Annotated in this window: 8 protein-coding genes; 2 read left to right on the top strand and 6 right to left on the bottom strand. The window is 60.5% G+C overall.

All coding sequences use genetic code 11. From position 1 onward, the window contains the following. Positions 1-272: hypothetical protein (locus H0W38_RS10940; RefSeq protein WP_292453823.1), on the top strand; the 272-nt coding region annotated here is incomplete at its 5' end. Positions 273-1066: 794 nt separating this feature from the next. Then, complete coding sequence (locus tag H0W38_RS10935; RefSeq protein WP_292453820.1) at positions 1067-1201, top strand: hypothetical protein; 135 nt, start codon at positions 1067-1069, stop codon at positions 1199-1201. Positions 1202-1225: 24 nt separating this feature from the next. On the opposite strand, the gene H0W38_RS10930 is transcribed toward H0W38_RS10935, so the two are convergent. From H0W38_RS10930 to H0W38_RS10905, 6 genes are read right to left on the bottom strand one after another with little or no spacing between them, the layout of a single operon-like run. Further along, complete coding sequence (locus tag H0W38_RS10930) at positions 1226-2767, bottom strand: class I adenylate-forming enzyme family protein (protein ID WP_292453818.1); 1542 nt, start codon at positions 2765-2767, stop codon at positions 1226-1228. Between the two features lie 16 nt (positions 2768-2783). Continuing rightward, on the bottom strand, positions 2784-3644 hold the full coding sequence (locus H0W38_RS10925) for a VOC family protein (protein ID WP_292453816.1): 861 nt from the start codon (positions 3642-3644) through the stop codon (positions 2784-2786). Positions 3645-3656: 12 nt separating this feature from the next. Next, positions 3657-5243: a gamma-glutamyltransferase family protein gene (locus H0W38_RS10920; protein WP_292453814.1), complete on the bottom strand. Its 1587-nt coding sequence runs from the start codon at positions 5241-5243 to the stop codon at positions 3657-3659. Continuing rightward, positions 5240-5680, bottom strand: coding sequence for a PaaI family thioesterase (locus tag H0W38_RS10915; RefSeq protein WP_292453811.1), 441 nt, complete (start codon positions 5678-5680; stop codon positions 5240-5242). Before H0W38_RS10915 ends, H0W38_RS10920 begins: the two co-directional genes overlap by 4 nt. A 29-nt stretch (positions 5681-5709) precedes the next feature. Then, positions 5710-6714: a zinc-binding dehydrogenase gene (locus H0W38_RS10910; protein WP_292453828.1), complete on the bottom strand. Its 1005-nt coding sequence runs from the start codon at positions 6712-6714 to the stop codon at positions 5710-5712. Between the two features lie 39 nt (positions 6715-6753). Then, on the bottom strand, positions 6754-7194 hold the full coding sequence (locus H0W38_RS10905; protein ID WP_292453825.1) for a cysteine dioxygenase family protein: 441 nt from the start codon (positions 7192-7194) through the stop codon (positions 6754-6756). Positions 7195-8223: the final 1029 nt, after the last annotated feature.

Below are 8223 nucleotides of genomic sequence, written 5' to 3'. Positions count from 1 at the left end.
TCGTCGGCTACTTCGCCGTCGTCGACCCGGCCCAGCGCACGATTTCGGGGCTGGCGCTCGGCGTGCTGGCCCTTGCGTCGCTCGTTGCCTCGTTGTTCATCCTGTTCGTGCGCGGCGTTGACGAACGTCTGTTCCGCGTGAGCCAGTACGAGCAGCGCCAAGCGGGGGCCACCTCGCAGTTCCGTCCCAGCGGCTATCAGCCGCGCGAAGCCGGGGAGCAGGCGGCGGACCACAAGCCGCCACTGCAGGCAGCCACGTTCGACGTCCGGTAACCACGGTCGCAAAGGCTGCGCGGGAGGGGCGCACCGCCAGGACAAGGCGAGCCTGCGTGCGGGCATCCAGCCGCGCGCCGACGGTGCGTGGAAAGGCTGCGTAGCGCCTCGGGGCCGAGGTAACGAGTTTGGAACCCGTGGCGATGCACGAATACCGCCTCCACACTCGCCAGCTGGCTTCTCCGCGTTGCTAGCGAAATAGAGTAAAAGCGTGGCGGCTCGAGAAGCTGACCCACCTTCGGCGAGCCGCGGCGGCCGACGAGCTGGAAGACGCTCGGGCGGTGGGTGCGTTTGGCGCACGTACTCCCGACAAATGGGTTGCGACGGCGCGCGTGATGCGTTCGACGGTTGGGCGACGCACGCCGAACGAGGCGCGCTGCCCGCCATGCAGCGCGCAAAGCCTCGGCAAAAACAACAATGAACCCCGGCATTAAAGTCTGTCGGACTTCCTCATAGGGAAACTCATGTCTGGGAATACTGTCTCGGGTGTCGAACTCCCGAGTTCGAAGCCGCACCCGAGTCTAGGCGCAATAAAGTCAGTCAGGACCTGCAACACATTTTCATTCAAGTTTCTTCTTCCAAGGCTCAAATAAGCCTGATAGACGCTATTGTCTGTCGGAGCATCACCCTGGCACTCGGCCATTGGAAAGACCCAAACAGGCCAACGGTGGCACGCAATACGGCAACCAGTTCGATCGAGCGCGCTTGCCCGGAACCCGGGCAGGAAATGCACTCGTGCAATAGATATTCGAAACGCAAGTACTTGCCCTATCGGCGGCAAAGGGCTTGAATTTTTGGCGCCCGAAGCCAAGCATCTGCGCACGTTCGCCTTCCTCGATACCGAGTTCATCGATCTCCTGCAGCCTCAGCTACTGACGCCGGGGGCTGGTGTCCTCGATGGCAAAAAGTTCGACGCCGAGAAGCCGTAAAGCTTCGCTTATGACACGGTAAGATTAATCGTTACTCATCGATGACATTGAGGCACCTTGTTGCACGTTGACATACTGGTGAGCCCGAGCCTTGAGTGCATCGCGATCGACTTTGTTGGTCGACGCAAGTGGTAGCTTGTCGAGAAACCACACAAAGCGCGGATGCTGATAGGGCGGCGCTTTTGCCAGAGCGTACTGTTTCACCTCCGCCTCGATCAGTGGCGACCCCGCGCGCAACACGCAGAACGCCACCGGCTTTTGACCCTTGATGTCATCGTCTATCGGTACCACACACGCTTGCACGATGCTCGGATGCGATTCCAGCATCTTCTCCACTTCCCCCGGATAGATGTTCTCGCCGCCAGACACGAACATATCGTCGACACGGCCGACGAAAAAGTGGAAGCCGTGCTCGTCGCGCCTAAATACGTCGCCGGTAATATAGAAGCCATCGCCGCTGAACGGCGGTCGTATGTCCGGACGGCCGAGATAGCCCGTCATCACTGCAGGGCACTTGAGCTGCAATACACCTTGATCGGCATCGAGATTTTCGCCATTGACCAGCCGCACATGCACGAGCGGATGCGGATGACCGACCGACAGCTCTGGTTGTTTGATGCCTTGGGGATGTGGACCGAAAACTACTGGCCCACCCTCGGTCGTGCCGTAAGCGTTGTTGACGGTGGCATTGGGCATTGCCTTGCCGATGCTCCTAAGCAGGCTTGGACTCACAGGCGCCGAGCCCATGCGCAGGAACTCCACCGATGCGAAATCCGCATGCGCCATAGCATTGGCATCGCTCAGCATCATCGCAATCATCGGCGGCACCGCGGTGAGCGATGTACAACGATACTCACCGATCGCTTCAACGTAAGCCCGAGCCGTGAATTGCGGCAGCATCACGATGCTGGCATGCGCGGCGCACGCGAGCTTGCTCAGCGCGAGCGCATTCATGTGGTACAGCGGCGCCGCGATCAGGAAACGATGGTGCGACAAGTCCTGCCCTGCCATGCGCGCTTGCACGACCCAAATGTGGCTCTGGTGAGACAGCACGACGCCCTTTGGCTTGCCGGTGGAGCCAGAGGTGTAGAGATACATTGCGGCCTCGTCCGGCGCCGGCACGATCGATTCGAACGAGCCCGTATCGAGGAACGCGTCGAAGCCTTTTGCGCCGCCGCTCCCGAACACGACGGTCGGTAGTTCGCCCGGGCAATTGTCCTCGCGCTCCGCATCGCAGAAAACTAAGCTAGCGCCGCAATCGCGGATGATGTAGTGGATCGTCTCGCGCAGAAACTTGAAATTGACCGGCACCGCGACTATGCCGGCGCGCATTGCGCCGTAGTAGGCGGCCAGAAATTCGGTACGGTTGGCGGAAAGAATAGCGATGCGATCGCCGCGCTTGAGTCCGCGTGCGAGAAGCCCACGCGCGGCGCCGTTGGCCATGCGATCGAGTTGCGAGAACGTGTACTTGCGCGGACCGCTTTCGTCGCCCAGATCAATGAGCGCCAGCTTGTCCTGGTCACGGCTTCGGTCGTTGAGATCGCCCAGATTGCGGATTTCGCGCATGTTTCCTGTCTCCAATCTATTGGACGAACTCAAGCACGGTGTCGAAGGCGAGGCGGCTGCAGACCGTCACGCGTGTAGCGGATTGCTCGACCACATCGTCAGCTTCCCTTACGTCTGAAACGGCGGCCAAGCATTCCCGAACCTTGGCCAGCGCAGTCGTGCGCACGGCAAGTGCGCCCATGAAGCTTTCCCGCCCCTGTTGATTGCAAGCGTGGCGACCGTAGCGCACCGTGTAGCGTTGCACGGTCATGAAGCGAATCGTGAAGCCGTCGAGAGCGATCTCGCTCTCCTGCCCCGAGACGTGTCGCGCTGTCAGCGACAGGATGCGTTCGTACAGCCCTGCCTCGCGCGCCGGCTCCGGCACGACGATGATGAACTCGCTAAGAGCATGGGCGCCGTTGCGATGGGTCTGCCATTCGGGACGCCACACGAGGTCGCGTGTTTGGTGCTCGCAGAAATACACGCGCCCGCCACGGACAACCTCCGGCTTGATCCGCACGATGCGGAACTTCGCCTGCTGCTCCACGCCGCCAATCGTCACTGGCCGGCAGAACGCGAGCGGCGACTCGGCGGCGATCCCGTGCGCAGTCAGCTCACGATGACATCGATCGGCGTCATCCGTGTTGAACACCAGACCGTTCAGGCCCATCGGACTGTCGACTACTTCGCGACGGACGCGTAATGCATTGCGCTCTATGCCGACCAGCTCGAGGTAGTCATGCCCGAACATCATCAGATGATTGATCGAGCCGAGCGAGTGGTAGCCACGCTCGGTCAGCGTAAAGCCCAGCGAGCGGAACCGCTCGACCGCGGCGCTCATCTCGTAACGCACATTGATGACCGCGTGATCGAGGACCGCGCTGTTCACCGACTTCATACTTACGACCTCTCAGAACCCGACGGCCTGACCGTCCCGACGCGGGTCGGACGCGGCGATGTAGCCGCCCGGCACGCGATGGATGATCTGCGCCGAGCCGAATTCGAAGTAGCCCTTCTGGGGCGGCACGATCACATGTCCGCGTGCAGCCAGATCTTCCACAAGCCGCGGGTCTACTTCGGTTTCCATCGACACGCTCATGTCCTCGTTGATCTTCCAGCGTGGTGCGTCCGCCGCGGTCTGCGGATTCTGGCGATAGTCCCTCATCCGAACGACCATCTGCAGATGGCCTTGCGGCTGCATGTTGCCGCCCATTACGCCAAGGCTCGCGACGGCGCCCTGATCGTCGAGCACAAAGCCGGGGATGATGGTGTGGAACGGCCGCTTCCCGCCGTCCACGCAATTCGGATGCAAAGGATCGACACCGAATCCGGCACCGCGGTTCTGTAGGCTGATACCCGTACCGGGCACCACAACGCCTGAACCAAAGCCCATGTAATTGGATTGGATGTAGGACACCATGCGACCTGCCGCATCTGCGGCACACAGATACACGGTGCCACTGTTTCGTGGCAGCTGCGCCTTCGGTTGCGACGCGGATGTCAGGGAGATCGAACTCGCCAAAATCCGAAGGAACTCAGGATCGAGCAGTTCCTCGGGCGAGCGCGTCATGTTCGCCGGATCGGCAACGTGCGCATAGACTTCTGCAAATGCGTGCTTCATCGCTTCGATCTGCAGATGCCAGCTGTCGACGGAGTCACACGCGTACTTCGACAGCTCGAAGTGATCCAGGATGCCCAGTGCCATCAGCGCCGCGATGCCCTGCCCGTTGGGTGGTAGCTCTGCGATCGTCTGATCTCGATAGCGCTGGCGAAGCGGCATCACCCACTCCGCGGTGTGCCCGTTCAGGTCTTCCACAGTCAACGCTGCACCGTGCTCACGCGCGGATGCAGCAATGCGTTCAGCAAGCGCACCGCGATAAAACGCCTCGCCATGTGTCCGCGCAATCTCCTCAAGCGTCGCTGCTTGGTCGGGGAAGCGGAACAGCTCCCCAGCCAAGGGAGCGCGCCCGCGCGGCATGAAAGCCTGCGCATAGCCGGGAAATTCGCGCAACTCTGGCACGGCAGCGTGCCACTGCTCCGAGATGACCGGCGAGACAAGATAACCGTCGCGCGCATACCGCAGAGCCGGCTCGAACAACGCCTCGAATGGCAGCTGCCCGAAGCGCTGAGCCAGCGCGACCCAGGCCGATACGGCGCCCGGCACGGTTACGGATTCCCAGCCGCGCGTGGGAACACAACCAGCGCTTTTGAAGCGCTCGAGGGACCATGCCGTTGGCGATTTGCCCGACGCGTTGAGTCCGTGGAGCTCCTTGCCGTCCCACACCAGCGCAAAGGCGTCACTGCCGATGCCGTTGCTGACCGGTTCGACCACTGTCAACGCGATGGCTGTCGCGACCGCTGCGTCGATCGCGTTGCCGCCACGCTGAAGGATCTCCAGCCCCGCTTGCGCGGCGAGCGGTTGCGATGTGGCGACAGCATTTGCCGCCATGATCGGCGAACGGCGCGACGCGTACGGGAACTCCCAGGCGAATGTCATTTCGCCTTCGGCTGCGCGGTCAGGTACACGCCGCGTCCGCTTGCGACCAACGCACCGTCCTTGTCAAACACATTCGCCTCGGCCACGGAATACTGGCTACCCCACTTGACCAGCTTGCCGCGAGCGGTGAGATCACCTGGCATCGCGGCGCGGTGATAGTCGACACGCATATCGATTGTGGGCACGCCTCGCCCCGTCTTCGATACCAGAGCCCAGTCGGCGGTCAGATCAACCAACGTGGCAAGAATGCCACCGTGCGTGTACTGACGATCTGGGTTCACCACCCATTCCTCGCGCCACGTGGCCTTGATGACGATCTCGCCCTCGCCTATCTCGAGCACCTTGATACCGAGCCACTGATGAAAGGGCCCACGCCTGATCATCGCCTCCACTTGCTCAGGCGTCAGGGTCTGTTCGCTAACAGTTTGTTCGCTCATGTTTATCTCCGTTTTCTTCTCGAGGCGCGTTAGGGGGCGATGACGACCTTACCGAGTACTTCACGATCTTGGATCATTCGCAGACCTTCTGGCGCCTGCTCCAGCGGCAGCACCTTGTCGACTACCGGCTTGATCCTTCCGTCCTCAATCATTTCCATCAGCGCCGACAAATCCTCGTCATAGAAGCTGTTGGAGCCAATCACCTGCAGCTCGAAACTCCATATGTAACGCAGGTCTTCTTTGGGATCGTGGCCCGCGGTCGCACCGCACACGAGCAGCTTGCCGCCACGCTTGATGCATCTGAGCGATGGCACCCACGTATCTCCACCGGTGAAGTTGATCACCACGTCGACGCCGCCCTCATGGCTGCGGCGCTGCGGCTTGCCGTACTTCCCGATCGCCCACTTGGAGAAGTCGACTTCCTTGTAGTTGATGACGTGATCGGCACCCATCTCACTCAGTCGCTGCATCTTCTCCGCACCACCAGCGCAGGCAATCACTTCGGCGCCCAGCATCTTGGCTAGTAATACACAGCCGGTGCCGACGCCGCCGCTCGCACCCAAGATAAGTACACGCTCGCCCTTTTTTACCGTGTTGTGCGTAATCAGCATGCGGTGAGCGGTGCCGTACGCCACGGGCAACGACGCTGCCTCTTCGAAGCTGACTTTGTCGGGCATGCGGATCAACTGTTCGGCGCTGACAAGACAGTACTGAGCCATACCGCCGTCCATCATCTCGCCCATCAGCCCCTTCTTCTTATTGAGCGGATTGACCAGTACTCGGTCGCCTTCCCTCCAGTCGTTCACGCCGGCGCCAAGCTCGACAATCTCGCCCGCCATGTCGAGACCAATGACCACCGGAAGCGGCACCGTGATTCCTGGCATGCCGCGCACAGTGAACACATCGTGATAATTGAACGACGACGCGCGCACTCGGATCACCACATGCCCCTCTGTTACTACCGGGCGCGGATGGTCTTCGATGACTTCCAAGTCATCGAGGCTACCGTGCTTCCTGAGAATCATGGCCTTCATTGTCTTGCCCATTTCTATCTCCTTTTCAACACTTGGTACTCAAACTGTCACTACTCTATTCACGTGCGAACTCACTCGCGTACCGTCCACGCCATAGACGTGCACCGACACTGCCCAGTCGTCGCCCCGATTGCCCAGCCTATGAATTTCCTCCAAACCGGCGTGCGAAAAACATATGCCACCGGCGCCCCGGTCAGTCGCTTCCGCCTGGATCGCGACCTTTCGATCGGGTACCCATACATAGCTTTCTTCATGCAACTGGCCCGAGACAACGACATAGCCACACCACGTGTAATGTCCGTGCACTGGACTGAACTGCCCAGGGCCCCACACCAGAGATACGACCGAGAAGCGCCCGGCCGGATCGGCGTAGAGAAGATGACGGACGTAACGATCCGCGCGTCCCCGCCTCTGCTCCGCAGACAACAGGGCTGTATCCCCCCCGGCTTCGCGCAACGCCGCGGTCACGCCAGCGTCCATTACATCACTCGGCGCAGCGCACGCGGCTCCCAGACGGTCGATCAAGCGAGCTAACGACCGGTTAATCGGAGGGGCCTGCAGCATGCGCGCGCGTTGAACTGCATCCTCGGCCTCAACTGGGCGCTTGCTGACGGGGTCGTGCTTGATTCGTTCTGTATTCATAACAATAACCTCATTACAGCGATATGACCTTTCCGTCCCTCACGAGCCTGACCTGGCGCTCGATACTCTCGTTGAAGTGGTGCTGAAACTGCGAGCAAGCACAGACACAGGCTCTGAACTGAGCAAGCAAAAGCAATAAGGACGCCTGCCTTTTTCTCATTTGATATGTTTTCCGATCGAGGCCGAGCTTGACGTTGTCGAGCGGCGGCCCGAACGAGAAACACACCCAGCTTGAATCGATGTGGGGTGGTTTCGCCGACGTCCTGGGTTGCCATCGAAGAAGCGGCGGGGCACGGTCGATACCTTCTCATCGAGCCCCTGTATGAAGAACATCAGCATCGGGCATAACGGGCTCAGAACTCCCCACCGATGCCAGACTTAAGGGCCTCTTGGGCATCTCGATCGCGAATCCTGTCTAGCCGATTGCAGTGAGTCAGCTTACCGAATCAGCACGGGAAAAAGGTCCTAAAGTGCTTAGACCAGCAGCCCGCCAGTGGAATATTTTTCCAGCAGTACGAAGCTCGCTGGGGAACATTTGCGGGCTTGCTCCCCCGCAGAGGTAAACGTCACTGCGTACTGTGCAATCCGTGCAGGCGCCGATACGACTCGGGGTCGCGGCCTTCGAGAAAAGCCGAACGTGAATCCGTGCCTTATGCCTGCTGCATCCACGACGCACCGGGCTCATAGTGCTGAGGCACCGAGAGGCTGAGCGGGGGGATGGTGATCGGGATCGTGGCGGAACGGTCGTAGCCCTGCATTCGACCGTAAGCGGTCCATAAACCGCGTCCTTGATCGCGGCCAGGGTGCCTGACACCCTACGTTCCCACGTAGGTGAGCGTGGGAACGTGATGTCAGACGAATTGGAAG

Source organism: Methylibium sp., from assembly GCF_013817365.1.
In the GTDB taxonomy this organism is placed as follows: domain Bacteria; phylum Pseudomonadota; class Gammaproteobacteria; order Burkholderiales; family Burkholderiaceae_C; genus Methylibium.
Note: the sequence above shows the minus strand (reverse complement) of the source record. Positions and strands in the feature narration are given on the sequence as shown.

Bases quoted from the DNA above. Each gene is read 5' to 3' on its own strand.
- H0W38_RS10905 (WP_292453825.1), bottom strand. From the start codon at position 7,194: ATGGACGCTGGCGTGACCGCGGCGTTGCGCGAAGCCGGGGGGGATACA.
- H0W38_RS10910 (WP_292453828.1), bottom strand. From the start codon at position 6,714: ATGAAGGCCATGATTCTCAGGAAGCACGGTAGCCTCGATGACTTGGAA.
- H0W38_RS10925 (WP_292453816.1), bottom strand. From the start codon at position 3,644: ATGAAGTCGGTGAACAGCGCGGTCCTCGATCACGCGGTCATCAATGTG.
- H0W38_RS10915 (WP_292453811.1), bottom strand. From the start codon at position 5,680: ATGAGCGAACAAACTGTTAGCGAACAGACCCTGACGCCTGAGCAAGTG.
- H0W38_RS10930 (WP_292453818.1), bottom strand. From the start codon at position 2,767: ATGCGCGAAATCCGCAATCTGGGCGATCTCAACGACCGAAGCCGTGAC.
- H0W38_RS10920 (WP_292453814.1), bottom strand. From the start codon at position 5,243: ATGACATTCGCCTGGGAGTTCCCGTACGCGTCGCGCCGTTCGCCGATC.